Annotated in this window: 18 protein-coding genes; 9 read left to right on the forward strand and 9 right to left on the reverse strand. The window is 59.1% G+C overall.

Translation table 11 applies throughout. The features are described from left to right. Position 1: 1 nt before the first annotated feature. Positions 2-2,593, reverse strand: coding sequence for a glycosyltransferase (locus AB3G88_RS06270; protein WP_480453488.1), 2,592 nt, complete (start codon positions 2,591-2,593; stop codon positions 2-4). A 212-nt stretch (positions 2,594-2,805) separates the two neighbouring features. On the opposite strand from AB3G88_RS06270, the gene tcdA reads away from it, so the two are divergent. Beyond that, positions 2,806-3,621, forward strand: a complete 816-nt coding sequence (gene tcdA / locus AB3G88_RS06275) for a tRNA cyclic N6-threonylcarbamoyladenosine(37) synthase TcdA (RefSeq protein ID WP_480453489.1) — start codon at positions 2,806-2,808, stop codon at positions 3,619-3,621. 131 nt (positions 3,622-3,752) lie between these two features. Here tcdA and AB3G88_RS06280 read toward each other — a convergent pair whose 3' ends face one another. From AB3G88_RS06280 to AB3G88_RS06295, 4 genes are all read right to left on the reverse strand, one after another. Then, a complete protein-coding gene (locus tag AB3G88_RS06280; protein ID WP_480453490.1) occupies positions 3,753-4,166 on the reverse strand; it encodes a SufE family protein in 414 nt (137 codons plus the stop codon). Next, complete coding sequence (locus AB3G88_RS06285) at positions 4,163-5,368, reverse strand: aminotransferase class V-fold PLP-dependent enzyme (RefSeq protein ID WP_099583366.1); 1,206 nt, start codon at positions 5,366-5,368, stop codon at positions 4,163-4,165. Before AB3G88_RS06285 ends, AB3G88_RS06280 begins: the two co-directional genes overlap by 4 nt. A 64-nt stretch (positions 5,369-5,432) precedes the next feature. Further along, a complete protein-coding gene (gene dapD, locus AB3G88_RS06290) occupies positions 5,433-6,467 on the reverse strand; it encodes a 2,3,4,5-tetrahydropyridine-2,6-dicarboxylate N-succinyltransferase (RefSeq protein WP_099583365.1) in 1,035 nt (344 codons plus the stop codon). Positions 6,468-6,499: 32 nt separating this feature from the next. Then, a complete protein-coding gene (locus AB3G88_RS06295; RefSeq protein WP_112193855.1) occupies positions 6,500-6,862 on the reverse strand; it encodes an ArsC family reductase in 363 nt (120 codons plus the stop codon). A gap of 201 nt (positions 6,863-7,063) precedes the next feature. Here AB3G88_RS06295 and AB3G88_RS06300 point away from each other — a divergent pair, with 201 nt between their 5' ends. Then, the gene (locus AB3G88_RS06300) at positions 7,064-8,710 is read left to right on the forward strand and encodes a Na+/H+ antiporter (protein ID WP_480453491.1); all 1,647 of its coding nucleotides are present in this window, start codon (positions 7,064-7,066) and stop codon (positions 8,708-8,710) included. Between the two features lie 83 nt (positions 8,711-8,793). Here AB3G88_RS06300 and AB3G88_RS06305 read toward each other — a convergent pair whose 3' ends face one another. The 4 genes from AB3G88_RS06305 to map all read right to left on the reverse strand — a co-directional run bounded on the left by AB3G88_RS06305 (position 8,794) and on the right by map (position 14,996). Next, the gene (locus AB3G88_RS06305; protein WP_480453492.1) at positions 8,794-9,918 is read right to left on the reverse strand and encodes a M12 family metallopeptidase; all 1,125 of its coding nucleotides are present in this window, start codon (positions 9,916-9,918) and stop codon (positions 8,794-8,796) included. A gap of 291 nt (positions 9,919-10,209) precedes the next feature. Continuing rightward, positions 10,210-11,409, reverse strand: coding sequence for a succinyldiaminopimelate transaminase (gene dapC, locus AB3G88_RS06310; RefSeq protein ID WP_480453493.1), 1,200 nt, complete (start codon positions 11,407-11,409; stop codon positions 10,210-10,212). 38 nt (positions 11,410-11,447) lie between these two features. Beyond that, positions 11,448-14,150 (reverse strand): [protein-PII] uridylyltransferase, encoded by a 2,703-nt coding sequence (locus tag AB3G88_RS06315; protein ID WP_112193860.1) that lies wholly within the window; start codon positions 14,148-14,150, stop codon positions 11,448-11,450. A gap of 63 nt (positions 14,151-14,213) precedes the next feature. Further along, positions 14,214-14,996, reverse strand: coding sequence for a type I methionyl aminopeptidase (gene map, locus AB3G88_RS06320; RefSeq protein ID WP_158876298.1), 783 nt, complete (start codon positions 14,994-14,996; stop codon positions 14,214-14,216). Between the two features lie 387 nt (positions 14,997-15,383). On the opposite strand from map, the gene rpsB reads away from it, so the two are divergent. The 7 genes from rpsB to ispC all read left to right on the forward strand — a co-directional run bounded on the left by rpsB (position 15,384) and on the right by ispC (position 21,455). Further along, a complete protein-coding gene (rpsB, locus tag AB3G88_RS06325) occupies positions 15,384-16,121 on the forward strand; it encodes a 30S ribosomal protein S2 (protein ID WP_003189158.1) in 738 nt (245 codons plus the stop codon). A gap of 192 nt (positions 16,122-16,313) precedes the next feature. Continuing rightward, positions 16,314-17,177, forward strand: coding sequence for a translation elongation factor Ts (tsf, locus tag AB3G88_RS06330; protein ID WP_099583358.1), 864 nt, complete (start codon positions 16,314-16,316; stop codon positions 17,175-17,177). Positions 17,178-17,387: 210 nt separating this feature from the next. Further along, a complete protein-coding gene (pyrH, locus tag AB3G88_RS06335; RefSeq protein WP_003189161.1) occupies positions 17,388-18,131 on the forward strand; it encodes a UMP kinase in 744 nt (247 codons plus the stop codon). Then, a complete protein-coding gene (frr, locus tag AB3G88_RS06340) occupies positions 18,128-18,685 on the forward strand; it encodes a ribosome recycling factor (protein ID WP_158876296.1) in 558 nt (185 codons plus the stop codon). Before pyrH ends, frr begins: the two co-directional genes overlap by 4 nt. 17 nt (positions 18,686-18,702) lie before the next feature. After that, a complete protein-coding gene (uppS, locus tag AB3G88_RS06345) occupies positions 18,703-19,458 on the forward strand; it encodes a polyprenyl diphosphate synthase (RefSeq protein WP_099583356.1) in 756 nt (251 codons plus the stop codon). Then, positions 19,459-20,268 (forward strand): phosphatidate cytidylyltransferase, encoded by an 810-nt coding sequence (locus tag AB3G88_RS06350; protein WP_099583355.1) that lies wholly within the window; start codon positions 19,459-19,461, stop codon positions 20,266-20,268. It begins immediately after the preceding gene. Further along, entirely contained in the window at positions 20,265-21,455 is a 1,191-nt protein-coding gene (gene ispC / locus AB3G88_RS06355; RefSeq protein WP_480453494.1) for a 1-deoxy-D-xylulose-5-phosphate reductoisomerase, read from the forward strand. Before AB3G88_RS06350 ends, ispC begins: the two co-directional genes overlap by 4 nt. The last annotated feature ends 38 nt before the right edge of the window (positions 21,456-21,493 follow it).

Genomic DNA, 21,493 nt, shown 5'->3' on the forward strand with positions numbered 1-21,493 from the left:
TTTACGCCGCAGGCGCGGGCTCAGGCGCCGCTACCGGTTTGGGCAGCGACGACAGAAACGCCATGATCAACGCGGCCACATACGGCAGCGACTGCACCAGCAGCATCACCACCCAGAAGCGCATGTCGTTGCTTGGCAGGCCCTGCACCAGGTAGATCCCCAGCGCCGCGCCCCACAACAGCAGCATGATGAACATTTCTTCGCGGGCTTCGGAAATCGCCACCCAGAAGCCGTGGTTATCCGCGTTTTTCGGTGTACGAAAGAACGGAATACTGGTGGTGAAGAAGCCATACAGCACCGCTTTGGCGATGGTGTGGGACAACGCCAGGCCTGCCAGGGCCGCGCAGAATGCGTCCTTGAGGTTCACGCCCACCGCACGGCGGTACAGGAAGATGATCTTGCCGACCTTGAACACGAACAACGCCAACGGCGGGATCGCGAAAATCAGCAGCGGCGGATCGACCCGCGTTGGCACAATGATCATCGCCGCCGACCACAACAGCGCGCCGACGGTGAAGAAGATGTTCATGCCGTCCGCCACCCACGGCAACCAGCCCGCGAGGAAGTGGTAGCGCTGGCCACGGGTCAGCTCGGTGTCCTTGCCGCGCAGCAGGCTGGCGGTGTGGCGTTTGATGATCTGGATCGCACCGTAGGCCCAGCGGAAACGCTGTTTCTTGAAGTCGATAAAGGTATCGGGCATCAGGCCCTTGCCGTAGCTGTCGTGGTAATACGCCGCCGACAAGCCTTTCTCGAACACCCGCAGGCCCAGTTCGGCGTCTTCGCAGATGCACCAGTCGGCCCAGCCTAGTTCTTCGAGCACCGAGCGACGGGTCATGGTCATGGTGCCGTGCTGGATGATCGCATCGCGGTCGTTACGGGTGACCATGCCGATATGGAAGAAGCCTTTGTATTCCGCGTAGCAGAGCTTCTTGAAGGTACTTTCGTTCTGGTCGCGGTAATCCTGGGGCGACTGCACCACGGCGATTTTCGGGTCGGCGAAGTGCGGCACCATGTGCTTGAGCCAGTTCGGCGAGACGCAGTAGTCCGAGTCGATCACCGCGATCACTTCGGCATCCTTGGCGGTGTGCGGGATCAGGTAGTTCAGCGCGCCGCCCTTGAAACCGGCCAGGGGCGCGACGTGGAAAAACTTGAAGCGCGGGCCGAGGGTTTCGCAGTAGTCGCGCACCGGTTCCCAAACCGCCGGGTCCTTGGTGTTGTTGTCGATGATCAGGACTTCGTAGTCCGGGTAATCGAGGGCGGCCAGGGCGTCGAGGGTCTGTTTGACCATCTCCGGCGGCTCGTTGTAGCACGGCACATGGATCGAGACTTTCGGGCGGTAGTCCGAATCCCCCTCGACCGGCAGGAATTCACGACGACGCTTGTGGGTCCAGACGGCTTCGGCCAGTTCATGGGCCTCGGTCAGCAACACGATAAACACGCCGAGGGCGCCGAGCGCCAGGAGGATACCCACGGTGACACTGAACCAGGTGCTGTATTGCTGGCTGTAGTCGTAGCCGATCCACACCAGTACCGAGCCGCACAGGAACGCGATAAAGGTCAGGAAGGTCCGGCCGCGCTGGCGCAGGGCCGAGCCGTCGATCATCAGCAGGGTCAGGGACAGCAGTGCCAGCACCACCGAACCGATGGCCAGCACGCGCCATTGCGGGATCGCGACGACAGGCCCTTCAAAGTTGAATTTCTGCTGGCGTGCGGCGTTGAACACGCCCCAATAGGCGCCGGCAGAGCCTTCGTCGCTGACTTTCCATGGCTGGTCGAACGCTTCGATCACAAAGTAGTTGTAGCCCTGGCGATTGAGCTTGTTCACCAGCGTGCGCAGGTAAATCGCCTGGTCTGCCGGGGATGTTTCGTTACCCCCGCGCATACGTCCGTTGCTCGGCCAGCCAATTTCCGACAGTAGCAGCGGCTTTTTCGGGAAGAGTTTTTTCAGGTCTTTGGCCCGGTCCAGTACGTACTGGCCAGCCTTGTCCATGGGGATGTATTCCCAGAACGGCAGGATGTGCGCGGCGATCAGATCGACGTGCTTGGCCAGTTTCGGGTTCTTTTCCCAGATGTGCCACTGCTCGGAGGTGGTCACCGGTACTTTCACCGCAGCGCGCACCCGGTCGAGCAGCACGATCAGCGCTTCAGGGGTGATTTCTTCGCGGAACAGCGCCTCGTTGCCGACCACCACGCGCACGACACTGCGCGAGCTGTTGGCGATCTCGATGGCACGCTGGATTTCGCGCTCGTTACGCTCCAGGTCCGGGCTGATCCAGATTCCCAGGGTGACGCGCAAGCCGAACTCTTCCGCCAGCTTGGGGATATCCCCCAAGGTGCCGTTGACCGAGTAGGTACGGATGTTGTCCGTCAGCTTGCTCATGATCTCCAGGTCACGACGCATCTGCTCGTCCGTGGGGTACTGGTCTTTTTGCGGGAACTGGCCTTGCTGGAACGGCGAGTAGGAAAAACCGGAGATTTGCTCAGGCCAGTTGGGAGCAGTGACCGGGCGGTTGACCAGCGCCCAGAAGCCGGTGAACAGCGCGGCAATTGCCAGCACGATCACCAGGTTGAGTCCAAATTTACGCGATGCCATGGTTATGTCGGGTTCCAAAGGGTGTGGAACGAAAAGAGGTGTCGGCCTGCACCGAACGGCGCGCATCCTACACCGGCCTTTCCCCGAGCGTACAGCGGACAGAGAAAAGCCGGACGTTAGTCAGCAAAAGGCCATCTAAGTTCTTTACTTGTAGCTTGAAGCTTCGAACTTGTCGCTGCGTAGCCCTATAATGCGCGCCGGTTTTTGGGGTAATGGTCATGAGTACAGAAGATCCGCGGTTTGCAGGCGTCGCCCGCTTGTATGGCATTGAAGGCCTGGAACGCTTGAAAGCGGCCCATGTGGCGATCGTCGGCGTCGGCGGCGTGGGCTCCTGGGCGGCGGAAGCCATGGCCCGTTGTGGGGTAGGCGAGATTTCGCTGTTTGACCTGGACGATGTCTGCGTCAGCAACAGCAACCGCCAGTTGCACGCCCTGGACAGCACCGTGGGCAAGCCCAAGGTCGAGGTAATGGCCGAGCGCCTGCGCGGCATCAACCCGGACTGCACCGTGCACGCGGTGGCGGATTTCGTGACCCGCGACACCATGGCCGAATACATCACGCCGAATATTGATTGCGTGATCGACTGCATCGACGCCGTCAACGCCAAGGCCGCGCTGATTGCCTGGTGCAAGCGTCGCAAGATCCAGATCATCACCACCGGTGGCGCTGGTGGGCAGATTGACCCGACGCTGATCCAGGTGTGCGACCTGAACCGCACCTTCAATGATCCATTGGCGTCGAAAGTGCGCTCCACCCTGCGTCGTGACTACAATTTTTCCCGCACCGTGACCCGCCATTACAGCGTGCCGTGTGTGTTTTCTTCCGAGCAGCTGCGCTATCCCAAGCCGGACGGCAGCATCTGTTTGCAGAAAAGTTTTGTGGGTGATGGTGTGAAGCTGGACTGCGCCGGTGGGTTTGGCGCGGTGATGATGGTCACGGCCACGTTCGGTATGGTGGCGGCGACCAAGGCGGTGGACAAGATTGTGGCAGGCGTTCGCAGGCCGTCGGAGCGGGTCAAGCTCACTTAGATCTCACTACCGAACATAGAGCCAAATGTGGGAGGGGGCTTGCCCCCGATAGCAGTGTGTCAGGTTGAATATATGTACCTGATCCACCGCTATCGGGGGCAAGTCGAATCGTCGCACCGCCCCTCCCACATTTAGATTTGTGTACGGCTCAACTCGCGCATGCGCTGCAGGACTGCATTGAGGCCATTGCTGCGTGACGAAGACAGTTGGCGTGAAAGCCCCAGTTGGTTGAACCAGTCAGGCAAATCCACCGCCTGCAACTCAGCAGCCGACAACCCATTGACCCGCGCCAGCAGCAACGCCACCAGCCCCCGGATCATTCGCGCATCACTGCTGGCGGAAAACTGCCAATGGCCGTCGTGCAAGCGCCCCACCAACCACACCTGGCTTTCGCATCCGTGCACAAGATTGGCGTCGACCTTCTCGTCATCGGCCAAGGCGGGAAGGCGCTCGCCCCACTGCATCAGCATCCGCGCGCGTTGTTCCCAACTTCCTACGGCCTGGAAGGCTTCCAAGGCGGCAATCGCATCCACGGGCAAACTCATCGCAACATGTCCAGTGCCTGATCCAGCGCTTCAAAAAAGCGCTCAAGATCGTCGGAATCGTTGTACAGCGCCAGGGAAACGCGGATCGCTCCTGACAGTTGCATCGCCTTGAGCAGTGGCATAGCGCAATGATGGCCGGCGCGTACCGCAATGCCTTGCTCGGTCAGCAGGTGCGCGAGGTCGGCGTTGTGCACGCCCTCGACCACAAAGCTGACCAGCGCCACCTGCGGCGAGCCCAGCACCCGCACGCCGTTGCGCGCCTTCAGGCCGTGCAACAGGTAGTCATGCAAGGCCGCTTCATGGGCGATGACCGCTTGCGGGTCCAGGGAACTCAGGTAATCCAGGCTGGCGCCCAAGCCGATCACGCTGGCAATCGGCGGAGTACCCGCCTCGAAGCCCAGCGGCGCGGGGCGAAAGCTCGCGCTGTGGTAGTCCGCCTGCTGCACCATCTCCCCGCCGAACTGCCAGTGGCGCAGGTGATGCAGGGCTTCGTTGCGGCCATAGAGCACGCCGACGCCGTCCGGGCCGTAAAGTTTGTGGCTGGAGAAAACATAAAAGTCGCATCCCAGCGCTTGCACGTCATGGCGACCGTGGACGATGCCTTGAGCGCCGTCGACCACGGTCAGGGCGCCGTGGGGCTGCGCCAAAGCCAGCAAGGCTTGCAGCGGTTGCCAGGCGCCAAGCACGTTGGACAACTGGCTCACTGCCAGCAGGCGCGTGCGTGGGCCGATCAACTCGGCGGCGGCGTGCAGGTCGATCACGCCGTCATCACCGAGTGGCAATACCACCAGCGTGAGCGCGCGACGTTTGGCCAGTTGCTGCCAGGGCAGCAGGTTGGCGTGGTGTTCCAGGGCGCTGATGACAATCTCATCGCCCGCATTGAATAAGTGCTCAAGGCCGTAGGCCAGGAGGTTCAGCGCAGAGGTAGCGCCGTGGGTAAAAACGATTTGCCCGGTGTCACCTGCATTCAACCATTGCGCAACTTTGCTGCGACTGTCCTCGAAGGCCTGGGTCGCGTGGGCGCCCGGTAAATGCTGGGCACGGTGCACATTGGCTGCGCCGTTGGCGTAGTAATGGCTGATGGCATCCAATAAGGCTTGGGGTTTTTGCGTCGTAGCGGCGTTGTCCAGATAGGTCTGGTCTTGCCGTTGCAGGGTGGCAATGGCCGGAAAATCGGCGCGCCAGGGGGAGGGCACAAGCATGGTGGTCAAGACTCGTATAAGCGAGCCCCAGGATCGGGGCCCGCTAGTGGCATCGAGTGGCTGCTTAGTTGTGAGCGTGCAGCGCTTCGTTCAGTTCGATGGCCGATTTGTGGGTTTTGCACTCCACGGCACCCGTCTCGGAATTGCGGCGGAACAGCAGGTCCGGTTGACCGGCCAATTCACGTGCCTTGACCACTTTGACCAATTGGTTCTGCTCATCCAGCAGCGCAACCTTGGTCCCGGCAGTCACATACAAGCCCGATTCCACGGTGTTGCGGTCGCCCAACGGGATACCGATACCGGCGTTGGCGCCGATCAGGCAGCCTTCGCCAACCTTGATCACAATATTGCCGCCGCCCGACAGGGTGCCCATGGTGGAGCAGCCGCCGCCCAGGTCCGAGCCCTTGCCGACGAATACGCCTGCCGACACGCGGCCTTCGATCATGCCCGGGCCTTCAGTGCCCGCGTTGAAGTTGACGAAACCTTCGTGCATCACCGTGGTGCCTTCGCCCACGTAGGCGCCCAGGCGGATACGTGCCGCGTCAGCGATACGCACGCCGGCCGGAACCACGTAGTCGGTCATTTTCGGGAACTTGTCCACCGAGAACACTTCCAGCAGCTCGCCACGCAGGCGTGCTTCCAGTTGGCGTTCGGCCAGTTCGCCGATGTCGATCGCGCCCTGGCTGGTCCAGGCCACGTTCGGCAACTGCGGGAACACGCCAGCCAGGCTAAGGCCGTGGGGCTTGACCAGGCGGTGGGACAGCAAGTGCAGTTTGAGGTAGGCCTCAGGCGTGGAGGTCAGTGCGGCGTCTTCTGCCAGCAGGGTGGCGACCAGCGGCGTGTGGCTTTCCGCCAGGCGGCTCAGCAGAGCGGCTTGGGTGGCGTCGACGCCCTTGAGCGCGTCGGCCAGTTGCAGCGCCTGGGTCACAGTGAAGGTGATCGCCTGGTTACCTTCGGTGTAACCGAGGATCGGCGCGATGGCCGCGACGATTTCAGCCGATGGATTAAGCAGCGGTTGTGCGTAAAACACTTCCAGCCAAGCACCTTGGCGGTTCTGAGTGCCAACGCCGAAGCCCAGGCTGAACAGGGAATGGGACATGCTGTTACCTCTACAAAAATGGAAGGGCTGGCCTACTTGAGGGCCGCCGAATAACTATCTGGCTTGAAGCCAATCAGGGTTCTGTCACCGAGATCAAGCACCGGGCGCTTGATCATCGAAGGTTGCGCGAGCATCAATTCAATGGCTTTCGACTGATCGAGATCGGCTTTGCGTTCGTCTTCGAGTTTGCGAAAGGTGGTGCCCGCACGGTTCAAAACCACCTGCCAACCGTGCTCGTCGCACCATTGGGTCAAGTGTTCGCGGTCGATACCGGCCGTTTTGTAGTCGTGGAACTCATAGTTCACAGCGTGCTCATCGAGCCAGGTGCGCGCCTTTTTCATGGTGTCGCAGGCTTTGATGCCGAAAAGGTGCAACGTTTTGCTTGAAGCGGTCAAGGAATTGCCCCCTTTTAGGATGCTCAAAACGAAAGGTCCGGGATTATGCCACGACCAGCGGGTTTGGGTGCCGGTCGTCCTGCGCTGTGCGACTTTTGTGCAAAAGCCAGCGCGTAACATAGCCGGTTAATATGGCACTTCAGTGGCCAGTTGTTGCCTGATGTGTGTCGTTGCAAGTCGATTGTCCGGGAACCCCGCTTTATGCAAACCGCCTACACCGTTCTTATCCTGCTGATGCTGGTCAGCGTTTCGCGTCTGGTCGGGCGTGTCATTCCTTTGCCGCTACCGCTGGTGCAGATTGCCGCCGGTGCGCTCCTGGCCTGGCCCACGCTGGGGCTGCATGTGGCGTTGGACCCGGAGCTTTTCCTGTTTCTGTTTCTGCCGCCGTTGCTGTTTTCCGACGGTTGGCGCATGCCCAAGCGCGAGTTGTGGCGCCTGCGCGGGCCGATCCTGACGCTGGCCGTGGGGCTTGTGCTGTTCACGGTGGTCGGTGCCGGCTACTTCATTCATTGGATATTGCCTACGATCCCGTTACCGGTGGCCTTCGCCCTGGCGGCCGTTTTGTCGCCGACGGATGCCGTGGCGGTGTCGGCCATTTCCCAGAATCGCTTGCCTACGCCATTGATGCATATGCTCCAGGGCGAAGCCTTGATGAACGATGCGTCGGGCCTGGTGACCTTCAAGTTTGCCTTGGCGGCGGCGCTGACCGGCGTGTTTTCCCTGGCCGATGCCAGCCTGACCTTTGTGCTGGTCGCCGTCGGTGGCCTGGCGGTCGGCGTGGCGCTGAGCTGGCTGGTCGGCCGCCTGCGTGCGTGGATGATTGCGCGGGGCTGGGATGACCCGGCGACGCACGTGGTGTTTATGTTGCTGCTGCCGTTTGCCGCTTATGTACTGGCTGAACGTTTGGGGGGCTCCGGGATTTTGTCGGCAGTGGCGGCGGGCATGATGCAAAGCTGGCTGGATCTGCTGCCTCGCCAGACCAGCACGCGCCTGCTCAATCGCAGCGTGTGGTCGCTGCTGGAGTTTGCCTTCAACGGCCTGATTTTCCTGCTGCTGGGCCTGCAACTGCCGGACATTATCAGGGCCGTGGCGAGCCATGAGCCGACGTTGTGGCCAACGCTGTTCTATCGCTGCCTGGACGTGGTCGCGATTTTCCTGGTGTTGGTGGTGCTGCGTTTTATCTGGGTGCAGAGCATCTGGAGGCTGTCGGGGTTATTGCGTCGTGTGCGTGGGAAAAGCGAGCTGACGCTGGTACCGACCGCCCGGTCCTGCTGGTTGCTGACGGTCGGAGGCGTGCGCGGTGCAGTGACCCTGGCCGGTGTGATGTCGGTGCCGTTGCTGCTGGCACCAGGTAAAGATTTTCCCGAGCGCGACCTGCTGATCTTTATTGCCGCCGGGGTGATCCTGCTGTCACTGGTCGCTGCTTGTATCGCTCTGCCGCTGCTCTTGCGTGGCGTTGAAAAAAGTCCGGATGAAAAGCGCCACAACGAAGTGCGCGAGGCCTGGAAAAAAACTGCAGTGGCGGCGATCCATGCCCTGGAGGCGGACGATCCCGCTGAAACCGCAACCCAGGACGCCGCCCAATCTGCCCTAGCCACTGAACTGAAAGCGCGGTTGATGTCGGAATACCGGCACCAATTGGACGTGTTCAATGACTCTGCCGAGGTTCAGGCTCTGGCGCAGCGGATGAACCAGCTTGAACGCAAATTGCGCTTAAAGGCTTTGCGGGCGCAGCGACTGGAGTTGTACAGCTTGAGTCGCCATCAGCAGATTGGTGATGACGTGCTCAGAGAGGTACTGGCTGACTTGGATATGAGTGAGGCAAATTTAGAGATAAATAAACTGTAACTGATGTATTACGTGCTTGCTCTCTAGGATGTCATTGTGCATGGGTAAAAAACTCTTTGTTTATATGTCATTTCATCAGGAGCTTAGGCAGTGTTTTTGGGAAGGGTAATATTAGTAAAGCCAAGCGCTTTGACAAACATGTGTTTGACGTCGCGAGCGGTTTGTTTTTTGTTGGTATGCCAATGGATACCCATGGTTGGGGCCGAAGGTGCCGCGTTATTGGCGTCTGTTCCGGTTTCGGACCAGGATTTGCCAGTGTTGGTTGGTGAGATTCGGATATTGCTATCTGTTTTGTCCGTGAATTTAATGTGAGTGTTAATGTGGGGTTGTAGTTTCTCGATATTATGTTTCACGAATTTCTTCTGTTCGTCACTCATGCCAAGCAGCGATACGGTGACAGTTGAGAGGTCTGGCCAGAGTTTAGCTGTTACCGCTGTTGCTTGTAACCGCGCAATGCTGTTTTCCAAGGATGGCAGCGGGCGTGGAGGATACATAAGTTTGAGTAATGCAATATCGCCTGCTGAAAGCTCATTGTTTTTAGGAATGGCCGGTGCGCCGTTTAAATCTTCCGAATCAAACTGATAATGCATAATTGACAATGGGTCATATGGCGTGAACATTGGGCCATTTCTTTGCCGCTTTACAGTATCCAAGACTGCACTCTGCATGATGTTTCGAGGGTCGTCAGATTCCTTGAAGCGCGCGAGCAGCGTTTCTTTATTGAAGGTTATAGAACGGTCGGGGTGTTGATGCTCGTGCAAGAATCCAATTGCATGTAAACCTTCATGTACCGCAGTAGCGATTACTTTCTCAGGCTCTCGATTAAAGTCCATAAAAAAAGTGAGTTTGTCGGGTGCGGCGTTTTTTGCGCTATTGCCGACGTACGACGAACCATTTTCACCTTTTTTTTCAGTAGGACCTATCCGAATATCTGCGTCAGGACCTGGGACATATTTGAAGGTGAGGTTGATGTGTGGAGTGAACTTGCCGAATCCTTGTTTTATAAGTTCCTCTTGGTCTTTAGTAGTTCCTTTGAAGGCAATGGTAACGGTTGAATGTTGTGGCCATCTCCGATGAGTCGCGCCAATGCCGCGCTTGTTTCTGATACGAGGTTTAGAGGTCTCTTGGGTCTCTTCAGTGGCGGCTGCATTGATGGGGGGAGTCGCTTGAGCGTTCACTTGCGTATAGTTCGTGCTGATCGAATTCATATAACTTGGCTCCTGAGTGGCGGTGCATGTTTTACGATGATTCAAATACGCAGTAGATGAACAATATGTTTATTGTTGTGCGAGTTCACAGAGTGTGTGGTTTACGTGAGGTACGGGTTCCATTAAGGGAGTTAGAAAGTGTTTCGTTAGTTCGTGACGGGGCTGGTGTTCAGGTATATCCAGATAAGACCTTCTGAAAATACTTGGCCAGTTTTCGGGCGGGGGGGCGGGCAGTATCTCGAGAGCAGTGTCAGGCCTGCACCCCATTGCGGGGTGCAGGCTGATGTGGCGTTATTGGTTGCGGGTGATAAACGCGTGAATTCGCTCAGCTGCTTCCACACATTCCGCCAGCGGAGCCACCAGCGCCATGCGAACGCGACCTGCACCAGGGTTGACCCCGCCCACTTCCCGCGACAGGTACGAGCCCGGCACCACGGTCACGTGCTCTTGCACGAACAAATCCCGGCAGAACGCGGCATCGTCGCCATTCACATTCGGCCACAGGTAGAAACCACCATCGGGGTGTTGCACATCCAGCACCGGCTTGAGGATCGCCAGCACAGCGTTGAATTTCTCGCGATACAAGTCACGATTGGCCAGCACGTGGGCTTCGTCCTGCCAGGCCGCAATGCTGGCCAGTTGCGTTTGTACCGGCATCGCGCAGCCATGGTAGGTGCGGTACAGCAGGAAGGCCTTGAGGATGTCCGCGTCGCCGGCCACAAAACCGGAGCGCAGGCCCGGCAGGTTGGAGCGTTTGGACAGGCTGTGGAACACCACGCAGCGCTTGAAGTCCTGGCGGCCCAGTTCGACACAGGCGCTCAGCAGGCCCGGCGGCGGGGTTTGTTCGTCGAAGTACAGCTCGCTGTAGCACTCGTCGGCGGCGATGACGAAGTCGTATTCGTCGGCCAGGGCGATCAGTTTTTTCAGGGTCTCGACCGGGATCAGCGCGCCGGTCGGGTTACCGGGGGAGCACAGGAACAGGATCTGGCAGCGTTTCCAGATATCCGGCGTCACAGCGTCGAAGTCCGGGTTGAAGCCGTTCTCATCCAGGCATGGCAGGTAATGCGGCTTGGCCCCGGCCAGGAACGCGGCGCCTTCGTAGATTTGGTAGAACGGGTTCGGGCTGACGACCAGCGCATCGTCGCCACGGTTGACCACGGTCTGGGTGAAGGCGAACAGCGCCTCGCGGGTGCCGTTGACCGGCAGGATATTGCGCGCCGGGTCGAGCCAGCCCTTGGGCACGTTGAAGCGACGTTCACACCAGGCGCCGATGGCCTCGCGCAGCGCCGGGATGCCCAGGGTGGTGGGGTACACCGCCATCTGGTCGAGGTTGCTGCTCAGTGCCTCGGCCACGAAGGTCGGGGATTTGTGCTTGGGCTCGCCGATGGACAGCGCAATCGGGCGCTTGTCCGGGTTCGGCGTGACGCTGCCCAGCAGTGCGCGCAGTTTCTCGAACGGGTAGGGTTGCAGCTGGTTCAGGGCGTTGTTCATGGGAATCTCGTGCAAGGCGTTAAAAACTGGAATGAGGTTTAGATCGTCAGGCGCGTCAGCTCGACGCCGGGTTCCTGAGTCACGCTCAACTGCTGCACGATGGCTTCCTGCAACCGCAGGCACAGCTCAGGATCGGACAGTGGCTGGTTGTCGGCGTCGGTAATAAAGAACACGTCTTCCACGCGCTCGCCGAGAGTCGCAATCTTGGCGTTCTGCAATGACAGGTCGAACTCCAGGAAGATCCCGCCGATACGTGCCAGCAGGCCCGGGCGGTCCGGCGCGCTGAGTTCCAGCACGGTGACCGGGCGCTGCGCGTCGTTGGAGATGGTCACCTGGGGCGCAAATGCAAAGTGCTTGAGCTGGCGCGGCACCCGGCGCTGGATGATGGTCGGGTAGTCGTCCGGGTTGCGCAGGGCCTCGGTGAGGCCTTCGCGGATCTTTTTCACCCGTGCCGGGTTGTCGCCGATGGACTCGCCTTCGGTGTCGAGCACGATATAGGTGTCGAGGGTGAACTGGCTGCTGGAAGTGATCACCCGGGCATCGTGGATGTTCAGGTTGAGCTGGTCCATGGCCGCCACGGTCACGGCGAAGAAGTCGTGCTGGTCGGGCGCATAGATGAAAATCTGCGTGCCGCCTTCGAATTCGCGTTGGGTGGTTTCCTTGATCAGTACCAGCGGGCCGCCATCGGCGGGCTGCTGCAGGATCGCGTCAGTGTGCCAGGCTACATCGCCGGCAGTGTGACGCAGGAAGTAATCATCACCCAATTGCGACCACAGCTGCTCGACGTCGTCTGGGTCGTTGCCGCCGCGCACCAGGATATCCAGCGCTGCGCTTTGGGTGCGGCGGATCTGCTCTTCGCGGTCCACCGGGTTTTCCAGGCCACGGCGCAGCGCACGCTTGGTCTCGGTGTACAGCTGGCGCAACAGGCTGGCGCGCCACGAGTTCCACAGCGTCGGGTTGGTGGCGTTGATGTCGGAGACGGTCAGCACGTACAGGTAGTCGAGGCGGGTTTCATCGCCGACCGCCTGTGCGAAGTCGTGGATCACCTGCGGGTCGGACAAGTCCTTGCGCTGGGCCGTGGTCGACATGACCAGATGGTTCTGCACCAACCAGACGATCAGGCGGCTGTCCCATTGCGGCAGTTGGTGGCGCTGGCAGAAGGCCTCCGCGTCGACCGCGCCGACTTCGGAGTGGTCGCCATGCCGGCCCTTGCCGATGTCGTGGTACAGGCCGGCCAGGTAGATCAGCTCGGGCTTGGGCAGTTTGGCCATGAGTTTGCTGGCTAGCGGGAATTTCTCTGACACTTGCGTGTACTGAAGCTTACGCAGGTGCTTGATCAGGTTCAGGGTGTGGGCGTCCACGGTATAGATGTGGAACAGGTCGTGCTGCATCTGACCGACGATAAAACCGAACTCCGGCAGATAACGCCCGAGGATGCCGTAACGGTTCATGCGCCGCAGGTTGCGGTGGATGCCGATCTTGCACTTGAACAGCTCGATGAACAGGCTGGTATTGCGGATATCGTTGCGGAAATCGTCGTCGATCAGGTGACGGTTCTCCCGCAGCAAGCGGATGGTGTCGGCGCGCACGCCTTTGATTTCCGGCTGCTGGGCCATCAGCACGAAGATTTCCAGCATGGCGAACGGCGTGCGGCGGAACACGTTGTCGTTGCGTGCCTCGATATAGCCGTCGTGCAGTTGGAAGCGCGAATTGATTGGCTGCGGCGGTGCTTCGTCTTCGGGGGCGAGGATCACTTCTTCGAAGTGCTGGATGATCAGGTCGCTGAGCTGGGCAATGCTCATGACCACCCGGTAGTACTGCTGCATGAAGCTTTCAATGCTGGTCTTGGCGTCTTCGCCTTCAAAGCCCAGCAGGGTGGCGATGGAGCGTTGATGGTCGAACAGCAGGCGGTCTTCGGAGCGGCCGGCGAGCATGTGCAGGGCGTAGCGCACTTTCCAGATGAATTCCTGGGATGAGGCCAACAGGGCGTTTTCGCTTTCTACCAGAAAGCCTTCGCCAGCCAGGGCGCGCAGGTTCAGGGTGCCGTACTGGCGACGGGCTACCCACAAAATCGTCTGGATGTCGCGCAGCCCGCCCGGCGAGCCTTTGACGTTGGGTTCCAGGTTGTATTCAGTGTCGTTGTACTTGTGGTGCCGGGTCTTCTGCTCGGCGCGCTTGGCCAGGAAGAACTCCTTGCTCGGCCACATATGCGCGGTGCTGGTGACTTCCAGCATGCGCTGGCGCAGGCGCTCGGGGCCCGCGATGGTGCGGCTTTCCATCAGGTTGGTGATTACGGTGAGGTCGGCGCGGGCCTCTTCGGCGCATTCGTCCACCGAGCGCACACTCTGGCCGACTTCAAGGCCGATGTCCCACAGCAGCGTCAGAAAACGCTCGATGGAATCGCGAAAGGTCTCATGGTCGGCGCTGTCCAGCAGGATCAGCAGGTCGATGTCGGAGTAGGGGTGCAGTTCGCCACGGCCATAGCCGCCGACGGCCACCAGGGCGATATCGGCGTCTTCACTCCAGTTGAACTGTTCCCAGGCCTTTTGCAGGATGTTGTCGACGAACCAGGCGCGGTCCTCGATCAGTCGGCGGATGTCCCGGCCGCTGCGAAAGCGCTCATCGAGCACCTCGCGGGCCTGGCGGATCGCTTTCTTGAAAGCGGCGATGGGGCTTGCCTTCAGGGCCAGTTCGGCCTGGAACTGGCCACGGTCGAAGAGTTCGGGATCCACCTGGGGCATCGATCGGCTTTCCTTTCTATCTATAGTCAGTCACAACACGCTGTGGGAAAACCTGGGCAACCTTCAAGCCGAAATGCGAGGGATCGTGTCGTCGGCGCGCAGGGTGAAGATCTCGTAGCCGGTTTCGGTGACCAGCAGGGTGTGTTCCCACTGGGCCGAGAGCTTGCGGTCCTTGGTGATGGCGGTCCAGCCGTCGCCCAGCACCTTGGTGTCGGCCTTGCCCTGGTTGATCATCGGCTCGATGGTAAAGGTCATGCCTGCCTTGAGCTCCATGCCGGTGCCGGCGCGGCCGTAGTGCAGGATCTGCGGTTCTTCATGGAATACGGTGCCGATGCCGTGGCCACAGAAATCACGTACCACCGAGAAACCGTTCTTTTCAGCGTGTTTCTGGATCACTTCACCGATATCGCCCAGGCGGCAGCCGGGCTTGACGATTTCGATGGCCTTGTACATGCATTCCTGGGTGACCTGGGACAGGCGCTCGGCCCAGACCGGCACGTTGCCGACGTGGAACATGCGGCTGGTGTCGCCGAAGTAGCGGTCCTTGATCACGGTGACGTCGATGTTAAGGGTGTCGCCGTCTTTCAGGGGTTTGTCGCACGGGATGCCGTGGCAGACCACGTGGTTGATCGAGGTGCAGATCGACTTGGGGAAGCCCTTGTAGTTGAGCGGGGCAGGGATAGCCTTCTGCACGTTGACGATGTAGTCGTGGCAGATCTGGTTCAGTTCTTCGGTGGTGACGCCGGGCTTGACGTGTTCAGCGATCATTTCCAGTACGTCGGCAGCCAATTTACCGGCAATGCGCATGCCGGCGATGTCTTCGGCGGTTTTCAAACTAACAGTCATACAGGCTCTCTCTAGCGCGGCGCGCTGAAATCAATACGGTTTACGGGCGCGCGACAAAAGGTTACAGAATTCGCACAAGCCCCAAAAAACGCGATTCTAACAGACGCGGGCGGCAAATCATGAGCCCCTGACGATCGCTTCTCTCTATGAGGTGGGGCTATATCCGCTCTATTCAAAGGGTTGCGCATCACTCGCGCACGCCAAATGTGATTGCGGGTTCCGTTTTCGCCCTTCGTGTGGTATAAAATGCGCCGCTTTCCGGGGATGCCCCGAAGAGCTTAAATCCACACACGTGTCGACACGATGACCTGGGTGCCGGAGGCCTTGATGCCGCTGGTTGGTCATTGGGATACGTGGAGGCCAAACCCGACTTATTAAGGAACTATCATGTCCCAAGTCAACATGCGCGATATGCTGAAGGCCGGTGTGCACTTCGGTCACCAGACCCGTTACTGGAACCCGAAAATGGGTAAGTACATTTTCGGCGCGCGTAACAAGATCCACATCATCAACCTTGAAAAAACCCTGCCAATGTTCAACGAAGCTCTGACTTTCGTAGAGCGCCTGGCCCAGGGCAAAAACAAGATTCTGTTCGTCGGCACCAAGCGTTCCGCTGGCAAGATCGTTGCTGAAGAAGCAGCACGTTGCGGTTCGCCGTACGTCGATCACCGCTGGTTGGGCGGCATGCTGACCAACTTCAAAACCATCCGTGCTTCCATCAAGCGTCTGCGTGACCTTGAAGTGCAAGCCGAAGACGGTACTTTCGCCAAGCTGACCAAGAAAGAAGCGCTGATGCGCTCCCGTGACCTGGAAAAGCTCGATCGTTCCCTGGGTGGTATCAAGGACATGGGCGGTCTGCCTGACGCACTGTTCGTTATCGACGTTGATCACGAGCGCATCGCGATCACCGAAGCCAACAAGCTGGGCATCCCTGTTATCGGCGTAGTCGATACCAACAGCAGCCCGGAAGGCGTTGACTACATCATCCCAGGCAACGATGACGCAATCCGCGCTATCCAGCTGTACATGGGTTCGATGGCTGACGCTGTAATCCGTGGTCGTAACCACGTTGCTGGTGGTACCGAGCAGTTCGTTGAAGAAGCTCCGGTAGCCGCAGCTGAGTAATTGACGCCCTGGCGTTGACTCAGTAAGCAAAAAGGGGGCTTGGCCCCCTTTTTGCCACCTCGAAAACCATTTGTGAGCGGCGCAGCTACATCATCTGTAACGTGCAGCGGCCTACAAGGGTGGTTCGGGAAGAATTGATCCCCCGTTCGATCGGGTGGAATGGTTGAAAACCTATCCAAGAGGAATTTGAAAATGGCAGCAATTACTGCAGCGTTGGTTAAAGAACTGCGTGAGCGTACCGGCGAAGGCATGATGGATTGCAAGAAAGCCCTGGAAAAGGCTGACGGCGACATCGAAAAAGCCATTGATGACATGCGTGCTTCCGGCGCCATCAAGGCTGCCAAGAAAGCAGGCAACGTAGCTGCTGAAGGCGCTATCGCTCTGAAAGAAGACGGCAAATCTGCCGTTCTGCTGGAAGTGAACTCGCAGACCGACTTCCTGGCTCTGCAGGACGACTTCAAGGCATTTGTTGCTGCCAGCGTTGAAAAAGCGTTCGCCGACAAACTGACTGACGTCGCTCCGTTGATCGAGGCTCAAGAAGCTGCTCGCCTGGTACTGGTCGGCAAAGTTGGCGAAAACGTCAACATTCGTCGCCTGGTGCGCGTTGAAGGTGATGTTGTTGGTGGTTACCTGCACGGCAACAAGATCGGTGTTGCAGTTGTCCTGAAAGGCGGCAACGTTGAACTGGCCAAAGACATCGCTATGCACGTAGCGGCCAGCAACCCTGAGTTCCTGCTGCCTTCGGAAGTTTCTGCCGAAGCCATCGAGCGCGAAAAAGCTGTGTTCCTGCAGCTGAACGAAGAAAAAATCAAAGGCAAGCCAGAAAACATTGTTGAGAACATGGTCAAAGGCCGTATCAGCAAGTTCCTGGCTGAAGCAAGCCTGGTTGAGCAGGCGTTCGTCAAGAACCCTGAAATCAAGGTTGGCGAACTGGCTAAGAAAGCCGGTGCTGAAATCGTTTCCTTCACTTACTTCAAAGTAGGCGAAGGCATCGAGAAGCCGGTCGACAACTTCGCTGAAGAAGTTGCTGCCCAGCTGGCTGCCGCCAAGCAATAAGACAGTTTTCAACTGTCGCCCGAAAGAGGCTGCCCGCTCACGCGCGCAGCCTCTTTTCAAATGGGCAGGCCGAATTTATTTGGCTTACCCTCGGAACTGGCTTACAAAGCCGTGTTCCGATGGCGCTGTGACAGCGTCCAGCTAGAGTGAACGCAAGCCGTAAACGGCTCGCCAAGAATTTTTAAAAATACGCCGCAGGAGAGATTCGCAATGGCTCAGCAGGGCAGTGGTTATCAGGCTCGCTATAAACGCATTCTACTCAAGCTCAGCGGCGAGGCCCTGATGGGCTCGGAAGAGTTCGGGATTGATCCCAAGGTGCTCGACCGCATGGCGCTGGAAGTCGGCCAATTGGTCGGCATCGGCGTACAAGTCGGCCTGGTGATCGGTGGCGGTAACCTGTTCCGTGGCGCGGCACTGAGTGCGGCCGGTATGGATCGGGTCACTGGCGACCACATGGGCATGCTGGCCACTGTGATGAACGCCCTGGCGATGCGTGATGCCCTGGAGCGTGCCAATATCTCGGCTATCGTGATGTCGGCTATTTCCATGGTAGGCGTGACCGATCACTATGATCGCCGCAAAGCCATGCGCCATTTGAACTCAAAAGAAGTGGTGATCTTCGCCGCCGGTACCGGTAACCCGTTCTTTACCACTGATTCCGCGGCGTGCTTGCGTGCCATTGAAATCGATGCTGATGTGGTACTGAAGGCGACCAAGGTAGATGGCGTGTACACCGCAGACCCATTCAAAGACCCGCATGCCGAGAAGTTCGATCATCTGACCTACGATGAAGTGCTGGATCGCAAGCTGGGTGTGATGGATCTGACGGCTATTTGCCTGTGCCGCGACCACAAGATGCCGCTGCGCGTATTTAATATGAACAAGCCCGGCGCCCTGCTGAATATCGTACACGGTGGCGCAGAAGGGACTCTGATCGAGGAAGGCCAACAATGATCAACGAAATCAAGAAAGACGCTCAAGAGCGTATGCAGAAATCCCTGGACTCCCTGAAACATGCATTTGGCCAGATCCGTACCGGCAAGGCCCACCCAAGCATCCTGGGTAGCGTGATGGTGCCTTACTACGGTGCTGACACCCCGCTGAGCGGTGTGGCCAACGTGACCGTGAAGGATTCGCGTACCCTGCAAGTTGTTGCCTTCGAGCGCAACATGCTCGGTGCTGTAGACAAGGCAATCCAGAGCGCGGGCCTGAACCTCAACCCGACCAACCTGGGTGAGTTGCTGTTGATCTCCATGCCAGCCCTGACTGAGGAAACCCGCAAGGGCTTCACCAAGCAGGCGCGTAGCGCAGCTGAAGATGCACGCGTTGCTGTGCGTAACATCCGTCGCGATGCCTTGGGTGACCTGAAGAAGTTGGTCAAGGACAAGGAAATCAGCGAAGACGAAGAACGTCGCGCCGTTGCCGATATCGAAAAGCTGACCAAGGACGCCGAGGCCCAGATCACCAAGGATACCGACGATAAAGAAAAGGACCTGATGGCCGTATAAGGGGTCAGGACGCCTTCATGGAAAAGACCAAGCAGACTGTACCCTCTGTGGTGCCGCGCCATGTCGCGATCATCATGGATGGGAATAATCGCTGGGCGAAGAAACGCTTTATGCCCGGTGTCGCCGGGCATAAAGCGGGTGTTGATGCGGTGCGGGCTGTGATTGAGGTGTGTGCCGAGGCCAAGGTCGAGGTGTTGACCTTGTTCGCCTTTTCCAGTGAAAACTGGCAGCGGCCTGCCGAAGAGGTCAGCGCCTTGATGGATCTGTTCTTCAAGGCGTTGCGTCGTGAGGCCAAGCGTCTTAACGACAACAATATCAGCCTGCGCATCATCGGTGATCGCTCGCGCTTCCACCCGGAACTGCAGGCGGCCATGCGCGAAGCCGAGGCCATCACGGCTGGCGCCAACCGTTTTGTGTTGCAGATCGCAGCCAATTACGGCGGCCAGTGGGATATCGCCCAAGCTGCGCAGCGGCTGGCTCGCGAAGTGCAGGCCGGTCATCTGCGGCCGGACGACATCACGCCTGAGCTGTTGCAAACCTGTCTGGTGACCGGCGACCTGCCGTTGCCAGACTTGTGCATCCGTACCGGCGGCGAGCATCGCATCAGCAACTTCCTCTTGTGGCAGTTGGCCTACACCGAGCTGTACTTCTCCGACCTGTTCTGGCCGGACTTCAAACACGATGCCATGCGCACCGCGCTGGCCGATTTCGCTTCCCGCCAACGTCGCTTCGGTAAAACGAGCGAGCAGGTCGAAGCTGGAGCCCGGGTTTAAATGCTTAAACAACGAATCATCACAGCACTGATCCTGTTGCCGATCGCCTTGTGTGGGTTTTTCCTGCTCGACGGTTCCGGTTTTGCCCTGTTTATTGGCCTGGTTGTAACCCTTGGTGCCTGGGAATGGGCGCGATTGGCAGGGTTCAACGCACAGTTGCCACGCGTGGCGTATGCCGCAGTGGTGGCGGTGTTGCTGTTTCTCATGCATACCCTGTCGAGCATCATCGTCCCTTGGGTGCTGGGCGCTGCGGTGCTGTGGTGGGCGCTTGCGACCTATCTGGTGCTGACGTTCCCGCGCAGCAGTGGGCATTGGTCCAGTGTGGCCAGCAAGTTGGTGATTGGCTTGTTGATTCTGTTGCCTGCCTGGCAAGGCTTGGTGGAGATCAAGAATGCGCCGATGGGCAATTGGCTGATCATGGCGGTGATGGTGCTGGTGTGGGGCGCGGATATCGGCGCCTACTTCTCGGGTCGGGCATTCGGCAAGCGCAAGCTGGCGCCGGCGGTCAGTCCGGGCAAGAGTTGGGAAGGGGTGTACGGCGGTCTGGCATTGACCCTGCTGATCACCTTGGTGGTCGGCGTTGTACGGGATTGGTCGGTCACGGACATCTTCCTCGCCCTGCTGGGCACGGCCATCGTCGTCTTTATTTCGGTTGTGGGCGATCTCACCGAAAGCATGTTCAAGCGCCAGGCCGGGATCAAGGACAGCAGTAACCTGCTGCCGGGCCACGGCGGGGTGCTGGACCGTATCGACAGCCTTACCGCTGCCATCCCGATCTTTGCCGTGCTGTTGTGGATGACTGCTTCGTGAGCCGTCTGCAACAAGTGACCGTGCTCGGTGCAACTGGCTCGGTAGGGTTGAGCACCCTTGACGTGATCGCACGTCACCCTGACCGCTATCAAGTGTTTGCCCTGACCGGATTCACCCGCCTGAGCGAATTGCTGGCGTTGTGTGTACGCCACGTGCCGCGTTTTGCGGTAGTGCCTGAAGCGGCAGCGGCGCGCAGTCTGCAGGATGACTTGCGGGCTGCCGGGCTGGCCACTCAGGTGCTGGTGGGCGAGGAGGGGTTGCGCCAGGTCTCGGCCGATGCGCAAGTCGATACAGTGGTTGCCGCTATCGTCGGTGCCGCGGGCTTGCGCCCAACCTTGGCTGCCGTTGATGCGGGCAAAAAAATCCTGCTGGCCAATAAAGAAGCGCTGGTGATGTCCGGTGCACTCTTTATGCAGGCGGTGCGTAAAAGCGGTGCCGTGCTGCTGCCTCTGGACAGTGAGCACAACGCAATCTTCCAGTGCATGCCCGGTGACTATGCCCGTGGCTTGAGCCAGGTTGGCGTGCGTCGGATTCTGCTCACGGCCTCCGGTGGTCCTTTTCGACAAACTCCGCTGGCAGACCTGGAGCAGGTGTCTCCGGATCAGGCGTGCGCTCATCCGAACTGGTCCATGGGGCGCAAGATCTCCGTGGATTCGGCCAGCATGATGAACAAGGGTCTGGAGTTGATCGAGGCCTGCTGGTTGTTCGACGCACGGCCGGACCAGGTTGAGGTGGTCATTCACCCGCAAAGCGTGATTCATTCGCTGGTCGACTATGTGGACGGTTCGGTATTGGCCCAGTTGGGCAATCCCGATATGCGCACGCCGATCGCCAACGCCCTGGCCTGGCCGGAGCGGATTGATTCCGGTGTGGCGCCTCTGGACCTGTTTGCAGTCGCTCGCCTGGACTTTGAAGCACCGGACGAGCAGCGCTTTCCTTGTCTGCGCTTGGCGCGACACGCGGCAGAGGCGGGTAACAGTGCGCCGGCGATGCTCAATGCAGCTAACGAGGTGGCCGTGGCGGCGTTTCTCGAACGGCGCATCCGCTTTCCGCAGATCGCGAGTATTATCGAGGACGTCCTGAGTCTTGAGCCTGTGGTGGCTGTGAATGACCTTGGGGCAGTATTTGAGGCGGACTCCAAGGCGCGGACCTTGGCCGAGCATTGGTTGAGCCGCAACACGCGTTAGTCTGTGGGCGCGTTTGAGCCTTCAGGCACTGGATTGGA

Source organism: Pseudomonas arvensis (genome assembly GCF_056688935.1).

Excerpts from the sequence above, each read along its gene's own strand:
- AB3G88_RS06270 (WP_480453488.1), bottom strand. The coding sequence starts at position 2,593 with ATGGCATCGCGTAAATTTGGACTCAACCTGGTGATCGTGCTGGCAATT.
- tcdA (WP_480453489.1), top strand. The coding sequence starts at position 2,806 with ATGGTCATGAGTACAGAAGATCCGCGGTTTGCAGGCGTCGCCCGCTTG.
- AB3G88_RS06280 (WP_480453490.1), bottom strand. The coding sequence starts at position 4,166 with ATGAGTTTGCCCGTGGATGCGATTGCCGCCTTGGAAGCCTTCCAGGCC.
- AB3G88_RS06285 (WP_099583366.1), bottom strand. The coding sequence starts at position 5,368 with ATGCTTGTGCCCTCCCCCTGGCGCGCCGATTTTCCGGCCATTGCCACC.
- dapD (WP_099583365.1), bottom strand. The coding sequence starts at position 6,467 with ATGTCCCATTCCCTGTTCAGCCTGGGCTTCGGCGTTGGCACTCAGAAC.
- AB3G88_RS06300 (WP_480453491.1), top strand. The coding sequence starts at position 7,064 with ATGCAAACCGCCTACACCGTTCTTATCCTGCTGATGCTGGTCAGCGTT.
- AB3G88_RS06305 (WP_480453492.1), bottom strand. The coding sequence starts at position 9,918 with ATGAATTCGATCAGCACGAACTATACGCAAGTGAACGCTCAAGCGACT.
- dapC (WP_480453493.1), bottom strand. The coding sequence starts at position 11,409 with ATGAACAACGCCCTGAACCAGCTGCAACCCTACCCGTTCGAGAAACTG.
- AB3G88_RS06315 (WP_112193860.1), bottom strand. The coding sequence starts at position 14,150 with ATGCCCCAGGTGGATCCCGAACTCTTCGACCGTGGCCAGTTCCAGGCC.
- map (WP_158876298.1), bottom strand. The coding sequence starts at position 14,996 with ATGACTGTTAGTTTGAAAACCGCCGAAGACATCGCCGGCATGCGCATT.
- rpsB (WP_003189158.1), top strand. The coding sequence starts at position 15,384 with ATGTCCCAAGTCAACATGCGCGATATGCTGAAGGCCGGTGTGCACTTC.
- tsf (WP_099583358.1), top strand. The coding sequence starts at position 16,314 with ATGGCAGCAATTACTGCAGCGTTGGTTAAAGAACTGCGTGAGCGTACC.
- pyrH (WP_003189161.1), top strand. The coding sequence starts at position 17,388 with ATGGCTCAGCAGGGCAGTGGTTATCAGGCTCGCTATAAACGCATTCTA.
- frr (WP_158876296.1), top strand. The coding sequence starts at position 18,128 with ATGATCAACGAAATCAAGAAAGACGCTCAAGAGCGTATGCAGAAATCC.
- uppS (WP_099583356.1), top strand. The coding sequence starts at position 18,703 with ATGGAAAAGACCAAGCAGACTGTACCCTCTGTGGTGCCGCGCCATGTC.
- AB3G88_RS06350 (WP_099583355.1), top strand. The coding sequence starts at position 19,459 with ATGCTTAAACAACGAATCATCACAGCACTGATCCTGTTGCCGATCGCC.